We start from the raw sequence: 14,199 nt of genomic DNA, 5'->3' as shown, positions 1-14,199 counted from the left end.
GCTGTCCCACATGATCCGCACGCAAGACGCTGAGGGGACAGAGGCGATGACGGTCGAGCTGGTCCGGGGGCAGAACCACCCCCTGCCCGACACCCGACTGGAGATCCGGGTCTCGGCCGGTCATCCGGTCGTCGCCGGAGCCACCCTCGGCGACGAAGGGGGCACGGTCCTCGGAGTCGAGTGGATCGCCCACCCGGGCTCGCCCTCGCTGCCCGGCGTCGAGGTCTCCCAGCAGGCCGCGGCCGACCACCGCCTCGCCGTCGACCTGGAGGCCGTCCCGGCGGCCGTGCACCGCCTCTCGGTCCTCCTCGCCCTGCCCGTCGGCGTCGGCGGCCCGACCCGCTTCGGCGCCGTCGCCGCCCCCTTCGTGGCGGTCACCGGCCTCGACGGCACCGAGATCGCCTCCTACACGATCACCGGCCTGGACCGTGAGTGCGCCGTCGTCGCCCTGGAGCTGTACCGCCGCCAGGGCGCCTGGAAGGTGCGCGCGATGGGCCAGGGGTACGAGGGCGGCCTCGCGGCCATGCTCGGCGACCAGGGGCTCGAGCGCCCCGCCGACCTGGCCGCCTCGATCCTGGAGGCCGTCGCCAGGGGCCTGGCCCGCTCGGTCTCCGCCCCGCCCCCGCGCGTCCCCGAGACGGAGCGCGTACGTCACTCGGCGCCGACGTCGGCCGCGGAGCCGATGGCCGGCGTGGACCCGGCCCACACCGTGCCGGTCACCCCGCCGCCTCCGCCGCTGCCGTCCACCCCGCAGCCCACGCCGCAGCCGCCGCACGCGAGCGCCGGGGGCGGTGGCGGCCCCATCAGCTACGCCCATCCGGGTCGCCGCGCGGCCGCCCCCGAGCCCCAGCAGGGTCCGCCCGTGCCCGTCGCCGGGGACGCCGGCGGCTGGTCCATGGACGAGCGGCTCTACAACCAGGTCTGGGGCATGTTCGAGGACCTGGCCCGCACCACCGCCGCGTACCGCAGCGCGTGCGACTTCGCCGAGTCCCGGCTCGACAAGGAGCTCGACAGCGTGCTCTCCGACCCGCGCAGCCGCATCGGCGGCGCCGGGGACGCCGCACGCGAAGCGGCCCGCGCCAAGCACGACGAGCTCACCGCCCGCGCCCAGGAGGTCCTGGACCGGGACCTCGCGCAGCTCGCCGCCGAGTCCGAGGTCGTCGAACCGGCGCTGCCCGCCGCCTACGCACGCTGGGACAACCCCGTCTGGCACGCCTACCGCGTCCCCATGGAGGCCCCCATGGCTCTCCGCCTGGGCGACCTCCACCTCCCCGAGCGGACGGATCTGCGTATCCCGATGCTGGTCAGGCTCCCGCTGGAGCGTGGGCTCTGGGTGGACTCCGGACGCGGGCACTCGGAGGCAGCCGGGCTGCTCGACGAGGCCGAGCTGCGCCGGCTCGCGCTGGACACAGCGGTCGCGCACGCGGCGCGGCTGCTCGCGGTGTACCCGCCCGGTGAGTTCACCGTCCATGTCATCGACCCGGCGGGCTCGGGCGCGACGGCGCTCGCGCCGCTCGTCACGGCGGGTGTGCTCGCGGGCCCGCCGGCGGCCGGAGCGGCCGGGGTCACGGCCGTCCTCGCCCAGCTCACGGAGCGAGTGGACCTGGTGCAGATGGCGCTGCGGGCCGGCGCCCCCGACGCACTGCCGCCCGGCATGGACACCGCCGAGCAGCTGCTGATCGTCCACGACTTCCCGCACGGCTTCGACGACCGGGCCGTCACCCAGCTCCGCTACCTCGCGGACGAGGGCCCGGCGGTCGGGGTCCATCTCCTGATGGTCGCCGACCGCGAGGACGCCTCCGCGTACGGCCCGGTGCTCGACCCGCTGTGGCGTTCGCTCATGCGGATCACTCCCGTACCGGACGATCATCTGGCCGATCCGTGGGTCGGCCATGCCTGGACGTACGAGCCTCCGCTGTTCCCGCCCGGCAGCCGGGTGCTGCACCAGGTCCTCGCGCAGGTGGCCGAGGCCCGACGACAGTGGAGCCGCTGACCTGCGCCTTTGAGGGGTCTTTACCCTGGCCTTTACCTTCTCTTGGTTCTTCGGGTAGTCTTCTTGGCGCGGAGGGGAGTACTCCCCAAGCGCGGCGTTCCCGTCAATACGGACGGATCCTGAGCGGTCTGATCCCGGGGCGTCGGCCCGGCCCCGTCACGGACGGCCCGGGTGGAAGAGACCTCCGGCAGCGACGACGCTGATCAAGTAGCCGTACGACGCCGGAGGCGCAGTGGACGTTTCGACGACTCTCTGGGTGCTGACCATTCTCGGTCTGGGCGCCCTCATCGCGATCGACTTCTTCATCGGGCGCAAGCCCCACGACGTGTCGGTCAAGGAAGCCGGAATCTGGACGATCGTCTGGATCGTGCTCGCCGTGCTCTTCGGCATCGGACTGGCGGTCTTCGGCAACAGTCAGGCGTCCGGCGAGTTCTTCGCCGGATTCATCACCGAGAAGTCGCTGAGTGTCGACAACCTCTTCGTCTTCGTCCTGATCATGGCGAAGTTCTCGGTGCCCTCGCACCTCCAGCAGCGCGTGCTGCTCGTCGGCGTACTGATCGCCCTGGTCCTGCGCGCGATCTTCATCGCCGCCGGCGCCACGATCATCGCCAGCTTCTCCTGGGTCTTCTACATCTTCGGCGCGTTCCTGATCTACACCGCGTGGAAGCTCATCAAGGAGGCGCGCGCCGGAGAGGACGAGGACGAGTGGGAGGAGAACCGCCTCCTCAAGTCGGTCGAGAAGAAGTTCGGCGTCGCGGACAAGTACCACGGCACGAAGCTCTTCATCAAGGTCAACGGCAAGCGGGTGCTGACCCCGCTGATGGTCGTCATGCTCGCCATCGGCACGACGGACGTCCTCTTCGCCCTCGACTCGATCCCGGCGATCTTCGGCCTGACCCAGGACCCGTACATCGTCTTCACCGCCAACGCCTTCGCGCTGATGGGTCTGCGCCAGCTGTACTTCCTGATCGGTGGCCTGCTGAAGAAGCTGGTCCACCTCAGCTACGGCCTGTCGGTGATCCTCGGCTTCATCGGCGTGAAGCTGGTGCTGCACGCCCTGCACGAGTCCGGGGTCCACGTCCCCGAGATCTCCATCCCGTTCTCGCTGACGGTCATCGGCGGCGTCCTGGTCATCACGACGATCACCAGCCTGATCGCCTCCAGGAAGCAGGCGGCGCGCGAGGCCGCCGAGGGCTCGACCGCCCCCGCCGCGGAGGCGGGGGAGACCGAGAAGGACAGCGTCGGCGCCTGACCGCGTACGGCACGGAGAACAACGCACCGCGGCCGGTGCGGGCGGGACACCACCGCTCGCACCGGCCGCGGTGCGTTTCTACGCGGGCGCCTTCTCCGGCACCTGCTCCGGCGCCTCCGCCCGGGCGGAGGCCGGCAGCGTCTCCGGGAGCAGCGCGAAGCAGCCCAGGCTCACCAGCGCCACCACCGTCAGATACGCCGCCACACCCCAGGGCGGCCCCGAGCCCCCGGACAGGGTCGTCGCCAGGATCGGCGTCAGCGCCCCGCCCAGGACGCCCGCCAGGTTGTAGCCGACCGCCGCGCCCGTGCAGCGCACCCTCGGCTCGTAGAGCTCGGGAAGGTACGCGGCGACCACCGCGAACATGGTGATGAAGGCGAGCATGGAGCCCAGGAACCCGAGGAACATCAGCAGCGGCCGCCCCGTGTGCAGCAGGGCGACCATCGGGAACATCCACGCGGCGGAGGCCGCGCAGCCGGCGAGGCAGAGCGGACGGCGGCCGTACCGGTCCGCCAGCATCGCCGCCAGCGGTGTCGTGGCGCCCTTGATCGCCACCGCGGCCATGACGCAGATCAGCATGGTCGTCCGGTCGGCCCCGAGGCGCTCGGTGCCGTAGGCCAGCGCCCAGGTGGAGACCGTGTAGAACACCGCGTAGCCGACGGCGAGCGCGCCGGCGGTGAGCAGGACGAGCCGCCAGTGGTCGCGGGCGACCTCGGCGAGCGGGGCGTTCGCCCGCTGCCCGGTCGCGCTGAGCTCCTTGAACTGCGGGGTCTCGGCGAGCGAGGAGCGCAGCAGGAGGCCGCCCACCGCGAGCAGCCCGGCCGCCCAGAACGGCACGCGCCAGCCCCACTCACGGAACTGGGCGTCGGTCAGGGCGGCGGACAGCGCCAGCATCACCCCGTTCGCCAGCAGGAAGCCGACCGACGGGCCGATCTGCGGGAAGCTGGCCCACAGTGCCCGCCGCCGCTCCGGCGCGTGCTCGGCGGTGAGCAGGACGGCCCCGCCCCATTCGCCGCCGAGGCCGAGCCCTTGCAGGAAGCGGAGCACGAGGAGCAGGACGGGGGCGGTGATGCCGAGGGTCGCGTACGTCGGGACGAGACCGACCGCGACCGTGGCGCAGCCGGTGAGCACCAGCGAGGCGAACATGACCGGCCGCCGGCCGTAACGGTCGCCGATGTGCCCGAAGAGCACGGAGCCGAGCGGCCGGGCCACGAAACCGACGGCAAAGGTGCCGAAGGCGGCCAGGGTCCCGGCGACGGGGGAGAACGTCGGGAAGAAGAGCGGCCCGAGAACGAGCGCGGCGGCGGTCCCGTAGACGAAGAAGTCGAAGAACTCGATGGCGGTCCCCACCAGCGACGCACAGGCGAGCCGCGCCATGGAGGGAGCCGGGCGCGACGCCGAGGGCGCGGGTCCCGGGGGAGCGGGAGGGCCTGAGGGATCCGGGGGAAGGGGAGGACCTGAGGGCCCCGGGCCGCTCAGGGAGCCCGGTGAGCCTGGTGAGGCCGAGGAGCCGGATGAGGCCGATGGGGTCGGGGGATGCGCGGGAACCTTGGATTCGACGGAATCCGAGGCGCCTCGGGGGGCGGGAGGGCTGAGAGGTTCGGCCGGTGCGGAGGAGCCCGGGGGAGCCGGGGTGTCGTCCGAGGCCGAGGAGGCCAGGGGTGCCGTGGAGTCGGGGGCTTCCGACGAGCCCCCGGCGTCCCGTGACGCCGAGGGCGGGCGCAGAGAGTGTCGGGACGGGTGCGGAGGGTGACCGTGGTGCATGTCGCGCCAACTACCCGGGGTCCGCAGGAGTTACGGGGGCGCGCGGGAGCACGCGACCGCGGCCCGCGCCCACTGGCGGCCGGAGGGCGGGGAGGCGCCACCGCCCGCGTGCCTCGGTACCGCGTGGCGCCCCGCACCCCGCCGCCGACGTGTTTCCGCCGGTCAGCGGTTCGGGACGGCCGCGTCGACGGGGCGTGTCCACCCGGTCGGGCGTGGCCCTGCGTCTCCGGCGTTCAGCCGGGGCCGGCCGGCACCGCCCGCGCACCGCCGGTCGCGCGAGCCATTCGGCGCCGCGCCGGCTCGGCCGTCACCGTTGTCCGTGAGGCGTCACCAGCCGCGTGCGCGCCACTCAGGGAGGTGCGGGCGCTGGTTGCCGAGCGTGGTGTCGTTACCGTGGCCCGGGTAGACCCAGCTCTCGTCCGGGAGGGCCGCGAAGAGCTTGGTCTCCACGTCCTGGATCAGGCTCGCGAAGGCCTTCGGGTCCTTCCGGGTATTCCCGACGCCGCCCGGGAACAGGCAGTCGCCCGTGAAGACGTGCGGGTGGCCGTGCGGGTCGTCGTAGATCAGCGCGATCGAGCCGGGCGTGTGCCCGACCAGCCGGCGCGCGGTCAGTTCCACCCGGCCGACCTTGATCGTGTCGCCGTCCTCGACCGGCACGTCCGTCGGGACCGGGATGCCCTCGGCGTCGTACGCCCCGGCGTACGTCCGCGCCCCTGTCGCCGCGACCACCTCGGCGAGCGCCTGCCAGTGGTCGCCGTGCTGGTGCGTGGTGACGACGGACGCGATGCCGTCGTCACCGATCAGCGTCAGGAGCGTGCCGGCCTCGTTCGCCGCGTCGATCAGCAGCTGCTCGCCGGTCGCCCGACAGCGCAGCAGATACGCGTTGTTGTCCATCGGACCGACCGCGACCTTGGAGATCATCAGGTCCGTCAGTTCGTGCACATCGGCGGGCCCGCCGACCTTCACCGCTCCGCTGTACGTCATGGGCTCAGCCTATCGCCGGGCACCGACGGACGGGTCCCAACGGCCGGGACTACAGCGGCGGGAGCTCCGGGAGGCGGTCGCCCTCGAGGACGGCGAGGCGGGCGCCCTTGAGGTCGCGGCCGGAGAGCCAGCCGAGCAGCTCGCTCGCGGGGCCGCCCAGGACGACGGGAGCGCCGTCGGTGCCACCGGTCCGCCAGCTGGGGCTGTTCTCCTCGGACCCGAGGCGGAGCGTCACGGGCGGGACCTCGGAGCGGCCGGACCACCTGTCCGCGAGGAAGTCGATCTCCCGCAGGACGAAGTCCTCGGGAAGGTCCTTCAGGTCGTAGCCGATCCCCAGGTCCACATGGTGCAGCTCCACCTCGACGAGGCGGCGGAAGGGCACGCGGGCCGCACGGTCCGTGACGCCGTTGCGGAGCTCCACGATCCGCTGCCAGTCGGCTGGCTCCGCGCCCACGGCCTGGAAACGCTCGCCGCTCTCGCGGACGTCGGCGAGCTGTGCGTCCAGCGGGCGCGCGGCGTCGCGCTCGATGTCCGCGTCGCGGGTGGCCGCGTCGGCGTACATCGGCCGTCCCTGGAGAACGTTCACGAGGGCGTCGGCATTGCGGGCGATATGGGCCAGGACATGGCCGCGGGTCCAGCCGGGAAGCCGTGACGGCTCGGCGACGGCCGCGTTGTCCAGGGAGGCGGCTGCGTTCAGGAGCCGCTCGGTCGCTTCACGTACAGAGTCCAGGTCACGCACATGGTCGATCATGAGGCCGACCCTAGCGCCGCCACTCATTCGGGTGAAGCGGTCGGAGCGAGGCCGGAAATCGAATGTGCGTGCTATAGGCTCGATGGAAGCATCCGGCATCCTTGGTTGTTGGGTACTCAGACACACCCAGGTACTTCCAGGCATATCTGCGACCCGCACTTCTGTGCCTCCGCTCTCTCAAGAAAGGTGCGGACCGGCGTGGCCGACCGTCTCATCGTTCGTGGCGCTCGCGAGCACAACCTCAAGAACGTCTCGCTCGACCTCCCCCGTGACTCCCTCATCGTCTTCACCGGGCTGTCGGGGTCGGGCAAGTCCTCCCTCGCGTTCGACACGATCTTCGCCGAGGGGCAGCGCCGGTACGTCGAGTCGCTCTCCTCGTACGCCCGGCAGTTCCTCGGCCAGATGGACAAGCCGGACGTCGACTTCATCGAGGGTCTCTCGCCCGCCGTCTCCATCGACCAGAAGTCGACCTCGCGCAACCCGCGCTCGACGGTCGGCACCATCACCGAGGTCTACGACTACCTCCGCCTCCTCTTCGCCCGCGTCGGCAAGCCGCACTGTCCGGAGTGCAGCCGACCGATCTCGCGCCAGTCGCCGCAGGCCATCGTCGACAAGGTCCTGGAGCTCCCCGAGGGCAGCCGCTTCCAGGTCCTCTCGCCGCTCGTGCGCGAGCGCAAGGGCGAGTTCGTCGACCTCTTCGCCGATCTCCAGACCAAGGGGTACAGCCGGGCCCGGGTGGACGGGCAGACCGTCCAGCTCAGCGAGCCGCCGACCCTGAAGAAGCAGGAGAAGCACACGATCGAGGTGGTCGTCGACCGCCTCACCGTGAAGGACAGCGCCAAGCGCCGGCTCACCGACTCCGTGGAGACGGCCCTCGGGCTTTCCGGCGGCATGGTCGTGCTCGACTTCGTCGACCTCGCCGAGGACGACCCCGAGCGCGAGCGGATGTACTCGGAGCATCTCTACTGCCCGTACGACGACCTGTCCTTCGAGGAGCTGGAGCCCCGCTCCTTCTCCTTCAACTCGCCCTTCGGCGCCTGCCCCGACTGCACCGGCATCGGCACGCGCATGGAGGTCGACCCCGAGCTGATCGTCCCGGACGAGGACCGCTCGCTCGACGAGGGCGCCATCCACCCCTGGTCCCACGGCCACACCAAGGAGTACTTCGGCCGGCTCATCGGCGGCCTCTCCCAGGCGCTCGGCTTCCGTACGGACCTGCCGTACGCTGCCCTCCCCGCACGGGCCAAGAAGGCCCTGATGCACGGCCACAAGACCCAGGTCGAGGTCCGCTACCGCAACCGGTACGGCCGGGAGCGGGCGTACACCACCCCGGCTTTCGAAGGCGCCGTCTCCTTCGTCAAGCGGCGGCACAGCGAGGCCGAGAGCGACTCCAGCCGCGAGCGCTTCGAGGGCTACATGCGCGAGGTGCCCTGCCCCACCTGTGAGGGCACCCGTCTGAAGCCGATCGTCCTCGCCGTCACGGTCATGGAGAGGTCCATCGCCGAGGTCGCCGCGATGTCGATCAGCGAGTGCGCCGACTTCCTCGGCCGGCTGAAGCTCAACGCCCGCGACAAGAAGATCGCCGAGCGGGTCCTGAAGGAGGTCAACGAGCGCCTGCGGTTCCTCGTGGACGTCGGCCTCGACTACCTCTCCCTCAACCGCGCGGCCGGCACCCTCTCCGGCGGCGAGGCCCAGCGCATCCGGCTCGCCACGCAGATCGGCTCCGGTCTCGTCGGCGTGCTGTACGTCCTGGACGAGCCGTCCATCGGTCTGCACCAGCGCGACAACCACCGGCTCATCGAGACCCTGGTCCGGCTGCGGGACATGGGCAACACGCTCATCGTCGTCGAGCACGACGAGGACACCATCAAGGTCGCCGACTGGGTGGTCGACATCGGCCCCGGCGCCGGCGAGCACGGCGGCAAGGTCGTCCACTCCGGCCCCTTGAAGGAGCTGCTCTCCAACAAGGAGTCGATGACCGGGCAGTACCTCTCGGGCCGCAGGGCCATCGGGATGCCGGACATCCGCCGCCCCGTGGACCCCTCGCGCCGGCTCACCGTGCACGGCGCCCGGGAGAACAACCTGCGGGACATCGACGTCTCGTTCCCGCTGGGCGTCCTCACGGCCGTCACCGGAGTCTCCGGATCCGGCAAGTCGACGCTGGTCAACGACATCCTCTACACGCACCTGGCGCGCGAGCTGAACGGCGCCAAGTCGGTGCCCGGCCGGCACACGCGCGTGGACGGCGACGACCTCGTCGACAAGGTCGTGCACGTCGACCAGTCGCCGATCGGCCGCACCCCGCGGTCGAACCCGGCGACGTACACCGGAGTCTTCGACCACGTCCGCCGGCTCTTCGCCGAGACGATGGAGGCCAAGGTCCGTGGCTATCTGCCGGGCCGGTTCTCCTTCAACGTCAAGGGCGGCCGCTGCGAGAACTGCTCCGGCGACGGCACGATCAAGATCGAGATGAACTTCCTCCCGGACGTGTACGTCCCGTGCGAGGTCTGCCACGGCGCCCGGTACAACCGGGAGACGCTGGAAGTCCACTACAAGGGCAAGTCCATCGCCGAGGTCCTGGACATGCCGATCGAGGAGGCGCTGGACTTCTTCGAGGCGGTCCCGACGATCGCGCGCCATCTGCGCACGCTCAACGAGGTCGGGCTCGGGTACGTCCGGCTCGGCCAGTCCGCGCCGACGCTCTCGGGCGGTGAGGCGCAGCGCGTGAAGCTCGCCTCCGAGCTCCAGAAGCGGTCGACGGGCCGTACGGTCTACGTCCTGGACGAGCCGACGACGGGTCTGCACTTCGAGGACATCTCGAAGCTGATCAAGGTCCTGTCGGGTCTGGTCGACAAGGGGAACTCGGTGATCGTCATCGAGCACAACCTCGATGTCATCAAGACCGCGGACTGGGTCATCGACATGGGCCCGGAGGGCGGCAGCGGCGGCGGTCTGGTGATCGCCGAGGGCACGCCGGAGGAGGTCGCCTCGGTCCCGGCCAGCCACACCGGCAAGTTCCTCCGCGAGATCCTCGGCGCCGACCGCGTCAGCGACGCGACGGTACCGGCGGCGCGGAAGGCGTCCACCGCTGCGAAGAAGGCACCCGCCAAGAAGGCCGTCGCCAAGAAGGCCGTCGCGACGAAGGCCACGCCCGCCAAGAAGACGGCGGCACGCGCCCGCAAGGCGTGACGGCGAGGCCGGGGCCGCAGAAGCGGCCCCGGCGGCCCGGCCCCGTGCCCGGTGGCCCGGCCCCGTGCCCCGGCGCCCCGTGCCCCGGCACGCGGCCCGGCTGTCCGGTGTACGCGGCGGGCCCGGGCTGCCCGGCACCCGGCCCGGCTCCCCGGCATGCGGCCCGGGGTGCCTGGCACCCAGCCCGGCTCCCCCGGATCGGCACCCCCGCACCCGGCCCCGTAGGCCCCCCCCGTGCCCCCGGTCCGGCGGCAGTGCGTCAGTGGGCGGTCAGTTCGTGCGCGTACGGCGGTTCCGCGCCCGGGCGGGTGCAGGTGAGGGCAGCCGCCCTCGCCGCGTACGTCAGGAGCGCGGACCACGCCCCGGCATCCAGGGAATCCACCGGGCGGTCGGCCAGGCCGTGCAGCAGCGCCGCGTTCACCGTGTCGCCCGCGCCGATCGTGTCCGCGACCTTGACCCGCACCGCCGGGACCGACACCTCGTACGACGGGGTGTGGACCGTCAGACCCGCCGCGCCGCGCGTCACGACGACCGCCGACGGCCCCCGCTCCAGCCAGTGCGCCGGCGAGCCGCCCAGCCAGGCCGCGTCCTCCTCCGAGAGCTTCAGAAGCGAGACGTACGGCAGCCAGGACGCGAAGCGCTCGCGATAGGCGGCCGCGTCCGGGATCAGGCCCGGGCGGATGTTGGGGTCGAGGAGCGTCAGGGCGCCCCGCTCCGCCTCCCGCCGCAGCAGCGCCTCGTACGCGCTCGCGCCCGGCTCGAGGGCCAGCGAGCACGTGCCGAACGCCACCGCCCGCACCCCCTCGGGCAGCCGCTCCGGCAGGGCGAAGAGCCGGTCGGCCGTGCCCTCGACATAGAAGCCGTACTCCGCCGAGCCGTCCGCGCCCACCGAGGCGACCGCCAGCGTCGTCGGCTCCGGGCCGCGCTGGACTAGCCCGGTCGCGACCCCCGCCTCCCGCAGTCCGCCCATCAGCGCCTCGCCGAACGCGTCCGTCGAGACCCGCGAGCAGAAGGCGACCTCGGCGCCCAGCCTGCCGAGGGCCACGGCCGTGTTGTACGGCCCCCCGCCCCTGCGGGGCACCAGCGCGGGCAGCGGCCCGGCGGCGGCACCGTCCGGGACCAGATCGATCAGGGACTCACCGGCGACGACGATCACGCCCGTGAACGTAACCCATGCCCCACCGGCCACGACAGCCCCCCGGCAGGCCACTGCGGAGGCGCCGGTATCGTCGATTCGGTCACCTCATGTCCCGATCGCACCGTGGAGCGCTCATGTCCGGCCAGTCCAGCCGCCGCACCGTACTGAAGGGCGCCGCGCTCGCCGGTGCCGCCGGGCTGGGTGTCGCCGCCTGCTCCACGGAATCCAAGCTCGGGCACGCCCAGGTCCCGACCCCGACCGCCCCGGTGACCCTCGGCGCCCCCGAGGAGGTGCCGGTCGGCGGCTCCAAGCTCTACCGCGAGCAGCGCCTGCTGGTCAGCTGCCCGGCCAAGGGTCAGTACAAGGCGTTCAGCGCCCAGTGCACCCACGCGGGCTGTGTGCTCGACAAGATCGAGAACAACGAGGGCAACTGCCCCTGCCACGGCAGCCGCTTCGACGTGACCACCGGCAAGGCGCTCCAGGGCCCGGCGACGGTCCCGCTCCCCGAGGTCCCGGTCCGCGTCGAGGGCGGAAAGCTCGTCGCGGGCCCGGAGGCGTAAGGCCCGCCAGGCACGGAGGCCTACGCCCAGTCCCAGTCGACACCCAGGATCCCGGGCCGTACGCCCTGCTCCACCAGATGCACCGTGCGGTGCCGGCCGCTCAGCGTCAGATCCGAGCGGCCACCGCGCGCCGCGCCCGCCGTGGCCTGGGCGAAGCGCCGGCACCGTACCGGAAGCGCCGCCTCGTCGAACCGCACCTGGAGCACGTACTGCCCGCCGGCGAAGCTGAACCCCCGGACGTACTCCCCGCTCGGGCCGCCGGTGCCGTCCTCGAAGCCGTAGCCGAAGAGGTACGTCTCCCCGGCCCGCAGCCGCGCGTCGAACAGCAGCTCCGCGGCGAGCACGCCCGTCTCCGCATGCCACCGCACCCGCCCCGTCCGGCAGTTCTCCGTCGCCCGCACCACCACCCGCGAGGGGTCGCAGCCCGGATCTCCGTGGTGGATGGCCAGATATCGGTCGATCCCGTCCCGGTGCGCCCGCACCACATGCTGCGAGTCCCGGCCCACCAGCTCCCGCCCGGCCCCGATCCGTACCCGCTCGTGGTGGCCGACCGTGTGCAGGCCACCGTCCACCGGCGACTCGAGCTCGGCGAGCAATTTCTCCACCGCCCCCGACGCCTCCACCAGCGAACGGTACGAGCGGGCGGCTGGCCGCTCCACCTCACCGCGCGCCGCCGCGTCCCCGGCCAGCAGCCGGATCAGCGAGTTCCCCGGCAGCTGGAGGACCTCCTCCAGGGCGCGGACGGCCTTCATCGACTCCGGCCGCTGCGGGCGGCGGGCACCCTGCTGCCAGTAACTGAGGCTGGTCACCCCGACCTTCACGCCCCGGTGGGCGAGATGGTGCTGCACCCGCTGGAGAGGGAGGCCACGCACCGCGAACGCCGTGCGCAGCGCCAGGTGGAACGGCCCGGTGTGCAGCAACTGCGCCAGATCGGCCTCGGTGTGCCCCACGGGGACTCCTCAGTGAACGTTCACGACGAAGGGGGCGGGCCGCCGCGCCGCCGGGGACGCGCCCGCAGGTGACGGGAAGGCGCGTGTTCACAACCGGGTCACACCGTTCACAGCCCGCCGTCACCCCGCATTGAAGCGTGTTGACCCGTTCCGGACAACGTTCGATGCTCCTGAGCAGCGTCCGGACGCGCTCCTCCACCCCCCACACCCCCACACATCCCCACACCCCCCGTCTCGGGAGGAACGCGATGCGCAGTAGAAAGCTGTCCATGGCGGCACTCGCCGCTGCCGCCCTCTTCCTGCTCCCCATGTCGTCGGCGACCGCCGCGCCGACCAGCGAGGACGTCTCCACCCAAGCGACCCTCGCGTACAAGCGGCTGAACATCACCATGCAGGCACAGCAGAAGAGCAACTGGTGCTGGGCCGCGGGTGGCAACACGATCGCCACGTGGTTCGGCCGGAACTACAGCCAGAACCAGTTCTGCAACGCCGCCTTCAACCGCCAGCAGGGCTACGACTGCCCCAACAATCAAGCCACCCTCGGGAACGTGCAGACCGGTCTGCGCTGGGCCGGCGTCAACCCCGGCTCGTACGTGACGGGCTGGCTGCGCTACGCGACCGTGCAGAGCGAGATCAACGCCGACCGCCCGATCGAGACGCGGATCCAGTGGGCGAGCGGCGGCGGCCACATGCATGTGATCTACGGGTACGACGACGCGAACAGCTGGGTCTACTGGGGCGACCCCTGGCCCTCCAGCGACCGCTACAACTGGGCCTCGCACGCCTGGTACGTGGACAACGGGTCGTTCTCCTGGACGCACTCGCTCTACCGGATAGGGGCGTGACGACGATGACGACACGTACACGCGCGATCGGCGCCGGGTTCCTGTCCGCGGCCGCGCTCGTCACCCTCGGTGCCGTGCCGGCCGGCGCGGCCGAAGCGCCGCCGACGGCGGCCACTCCGGAGGCCGCGGCGTCCGCCCCCGCGACCCTGGACACGCTCTCCCGGTTCTTCGCACGCGACGGAGCCGTCGCGCGGTCGGCCGCGCGGCCCCGGATCGAGGGCGCGTCCGTGCCGGTGCGGGTCCTGTCCCCGGACTTCGTGGCCGGGAAGGCGGGCGCGCCTGTCGCCCGCGTCGAGTTCCACGCGAGCAGGGCGGTCGCCTCGGACGGGCAGACGGCCTCGCTGTGGACCGCGCGGCGGGCGGACGGCGACTGGCAGGTGGTGAACATCGCCACCGGCGACGACGAGGTCCGGTACGCGGCGGAGGGCGCGCGGGCGCTGCCCGGCGGGATCGTGTTCCGCGAACCGCAGATCGACGCGTGGTACGTCCAGAAGGGCGCGAAGGTGCTGCCGCTGGACGAGGACGCGGTGCGGGCGGTGGGCCGGAACGGGACGAGTCTCGTGGCTTACCGGGAGCGGGTCGTCGCGGCGTACGGGGCGAAGCTGCCCGGCTCGGTGTACGCGAAGAAGGGCGCGGCCGGCGGCTACGGCACCGAGCCCGCGGCCCATGAGGAGCCTTTCGTCGCGGCCGCCGGCGCCACGGCGGGCGCGGGCGCGGCTCTGGCCCTGGTCCTGGTCGGCATACGAGCCTGGCGGCGGCGGTCCATCGCCTGACCC

The 14,199-nt window shown here is 72.3% G+C and carries 11 protein-coding genes; 6 read left to right on the top strand and 5 right to left on the bottom strand.

Annotated elements, in window-relative coordinates; translation table 11 throughout:
- Window positions 1–46: 46 nt before the first annotated feature.
- Together ACFY8U_RS21495 and ACFY8U_RS21490 are read left to right on the top strand one after the other, a co-directional pair.
- Window positions 47–1,993, top strand: a complete 1,947-nt coding sequence (locus tag ACFY8U_RS21495; protein WP_389573255.1) for a TerD family protein — start codon at window positions 47–49, stop codon at window positions 1,991–1,993.
- A gap of 232 nt (window positions 1,994–2,225) precedes the next feature.
- A complete protein-coding gene (locus ACFY8U_RS21490) occupies window positions 2,226–3,245 on the top strand; it encodes a TerC family protein (protein WP_389572438.1) in 1,020 nt (339 codons plus the stop codon).
- 78 nt (window positions 3,246–3,323) lie between these two features.
- Here ACFY8U_RS21490 and ACFY8U_RS21485 read toward each other — a convergent pair whose 3' ends face one another.
- The 3 genes from ACFY8U_RS21485 to ACFY8U_RS21475 form a co-directional block, all read right to left on the bottom strand.
- Window positions 3,324–4,619 (bottom strand): MFS transporter, encoded by a 1,296-nt coding sequence (locus tag ACFY8U_RS21485; RefSeq protein ID WP_389572435.1) that lies wholly within the window; start codon window positions 4,617–4,619, stop codon window positions 3,324–3,326.
- A 714-nt stretch (window positions 4,620–5,333) separates the two neighbouring features.
- Entirely contained in the window at window positions 5,334–5,990 is a 657-nt protein-coding gene (locus ACFY8U_RS21480) for an MBL fold metallo-hydrolase (protein WP_389572432.1), read from the bottom strand.
- Between the two features lie 49 nt (window positions 5,991–6,039).
- Window positions 6,040–6,741: a maleylpyruvate isomerase family mycothiol-dependent enzyme gene (locus ACFY8U_RS21475; RefSeq protein WP_389572429.1), complete on the bottom strand. Its 702-nt coding sequence runs from the start codon at window positions 6,739–6,741 to the stop codon at window positions 6,040–6,042.
- 198 nt (window positions 6,742–6,939) lie between these two features.
- On the opposite strand from ACFY8U_RS21475, the gene uvrA reads away from it, so the two are divergent.
- Entirely contained in the window at window positions 6,940–9,930 is a 2,991-nt protein-coding gene (gene uvrA / locus ACFY8U_RS21470; RefSeq protein ID WP_389572426.1) for an excinuclease ABC subunit UvrA, read from the top strand.
- A gap of 259 nt (window positions 9,931–10,189) precedes the next feature.
- Here uvrA and ACFY8U_RS21465 read toward each other — a convergent pair whose 3' ends face one another.
- Window positions 10,190–11,086, bottom strand: a complete 897-nt coding sequence (locus ACFY8U_RS21465) for a carbohydrate kinase (protein ID WP_389572424.1) — start codon at window positions 11,084–11,086, stop codon at window positions 10,190–10,192.
- 116 nt (window positions 11,087–11,202) lie between these two features.
- Between ACFY8U_RS21465 and ACFY8U_RS21460 the strand changes: the two genes are divergently transcribed.
- Window positions 11,203–11,628, top strand: coding sequence for a Rieske (2Fe-2S) protein (locus ACFY8U_RS21460; RefSeq protein WP_361432689.1), 426 nt, complete (start codon window positions 11,203–11,205; stop codon window positions 11,626–11,628).
- 20 nt (window positions 11,629–11,648) lie between these two features.
- On the opposite strand, the gene ACFY8U_RS21455 is transcribed toward ACFY8U_RS21460, so the two are convergent.
- On the bottom strand, window positions 11,649–12,578 hold the full coding sequence (locus tag ACFY8U_RS21455; protein ID WP_389572420.1) for a hypothetical protein: 930 nt from the start codon (window positions 12,576–12,578) through the stop codon (window positions 11,649–11,651).
- 248 nt (window positions 12,579–12,826) lie between these two features.
- On the opposite strand from ACFY8U_RS21455, the gene ACFY8U_RS21450 reads away from it, so the two are divergent.
- Together ACFY8U_RS21450 and ACFY8U_RS21445 are read left to right on the top strand one after the other, a co-directional pair.
- Window positions 12,827–13,423, top strand: a complete 597-nt coding sequence (locus ACFY8U_RS21450) for a papain-like cysteine protease family protein (RefSeq protein WP_361432684.1) — start codon at window positions 12,827–12,829, stop codon at window positions 13,421–13,423.
- Window positions 13,424–13,428: 5 nt separating this feature from the next.
- Window positions 13,429–14,196: a hypothetical protein gene (locus ACFY8U_RS21445; RefSeq protein ID WP_389572418.1), complete on the top strand. Its 768-nt coding sequence runs from the start codon at window positions 13,429–13,431 to the stop codon at window positions 14,194–14,196.
- Window positions 14,197–14,199 lie beyond the last annotated feature (3 nt).

It is taken from the genome of Streptomyces sp. NPDC012508, assembly GCF_042902595.1.
GTDB lineage: Bacteria > Actinomycetota > Actinomycetes > Streptomycetales > Streptomycetaceae > Streptomyces.
This window is presented reverse-complemented; position numbering and strand designations above follow the sequence as displayed.

What these genes read in the sequence shown, in the direction of transcription:
- ACFY8U_RS21495 (WP_389573255.1), top strand. Translation starts at nt 47, where the DNA reads ATGACGGTCGAGCTGGTCCGGGGGCAGAACCACCCCCTGCCCGACACC.
- ACFY8U_RS21485 (WP_389572435.1), bottom strand. Translation starts at nt 4,619, where the DNA reads ATGGCGCGGCTCGCCTGTGCGTCGCTGGTGGGGACCGCCATCGAGTTC.
- ACFY8U_RS21480 (WP_389572432.1), bottom strand. Translation starts at nt 5,990, where the DNA reads ATGACGTACAGCGGAGCGGTGAAGGTCGGCGGGCCCGCCGATGTGCAC.
- ACFY8U_RS21475 (WP_389572429.1), bottom strand. Translation starts at nt 6,741, where the DNA reads ATGATCGACCATGTGCGTGACCTGGACTCTGTACGTGAAGCGACCGAG.
- ACFY8U_RS21460 (WP_361432689.1), top strand. Translation starts at nt 11,203, where the DNA reads ATGTCCGGCCAGTCCAGCCGCCGCACCGTACTGAAGGGCGCCGCGCTC.
- ACFY8U_RS21450 (WP_361432684.1), top strand. Translation starts at nt 12,827, where the DNA reads ATGCGCAGTAGAAAGCTGTCCATGGCGGCACTCGCCGCTGCCGCCCTC.
- ACFY8U_RS21445 (WP_389572418.1), top strand. Translation starts at nt 13,429, where the DNA reads ATGACGACACGTACACGCGCGATCGGCGCCGGGTTCCTGTCCGCGGCC.